This window comes from Candidatus Methanoperedens nitratireducens, assembly GCF_900196725.1.
Taxonomy (GTDB): Archaea; Halobacteriota; Methanosarcinia; order Methanosarcinales; family Methanoperedenaceae; genus Methanoperedens; species Methanoperedens nitroreducens_A.
The window spans coordinates 1-1,129 of sequence record NZ_FZMP01000105.1; the positions used below are offsets into that span (position 1 = coordinate 1).

General features: G+C 44.4%; 1 pseudogene. It reads left to right on the forward strand.

Annotated features, from left to right (window positions below):
* Positions 1–565: 565 nt before the first annotated feature.
* Positions 566–1,108: pseudogene (locus MNV_RS20645) on the forward strand (CHRD domain-containing protein).
* The last annotated feature ends 21 nt before the right edge of the window (positions 1,109–1,129 follow it).

The window sequence follows — 1,129 nt, forward strand, 5'->3', positions numbered from 1 at the left end:
GGTTGTACACTTTTTGGGGTTCACTCCAATGATTTTCCAAAAGATGTTCTCCGTGTTATGAAGATTAGCAAAAGCGAAAAGGCTATTTTGACTCCATTATCCAATCGAAAAATGGTTATAGAGCTGTTGAACTCAACAGCATGAATACTTTTAAATTTCATATCCAAGGTTTATTATCTACCAAAAACAAAACGTATTTGAATAGTGGGGACATTTCAATTCGTGAGGGTATAACAGAAAACTTAGGGGTTTTTCAATGACCGGTTAGACTTGTTTAGAGTTATACTCTAAGTTTTCTCCAGAGCGTAATGTAAGAGTCTCAAATACAATTAGGGGGGATAAATGAATTGAAAATAATCTTTGTTAATGCTGTTAATAGCAGTCTCTGGTAGGGGATGCCGCAGGCTTAAGCCAGTTCTATCTTTCTGAACTGATAGGAATATCGGAGGTGTCGGCATTACCACAATATGCAACCGCAGGCCAGACATTATATGGCAGCGGTTTTAATTGTGGCACATGTCATGTTAGCCCTGCAGGCGGGGGAGCACTGACGGCATACGGGGGTATGTTTGCGGCTCAACCAAATCACAACTCTGAACCCGGTACAACAGCAGCACTGACAGCTATAGGTAGCCCCTCCGGAGCACCAACAGCTACCATAACACCAACAGTTACTCCAACGCCACCTTCCGCCTTTGTCGCTAATCTCACAGGCAATGAAGAAGTACCACCGGTAAATACACCTGCCTGGGGCAATGCGACGTTTAACCTGAGCGACAACGGCACAGTATTGCAGTTCAATGTCACGGTAGCCAATATTACAGATGCAACGCTTGCACACATTCATCTGGCACCAGTAGGAGTAAACGGCTCAGTTGTAGTGGACCTGTTTACATGACCGACGAAAACTGGCATATTCAACGGCGTGCTTGCAGAAGGCAACATTACACAGGCGAATCTGACCGGTCCGCTTGCAGGACAGCCTTTCAGCTCTCTAATAGATAACATGACGAATGGTAGTACCTATGTCAATGTCCATACAATCCAGAATCCTGCAGGTGAAATCCGGGGACAGATACAGGTAGCGCAACCTTCGAATGTAACCTGACATTAAGAGTTTGAAAGGCTA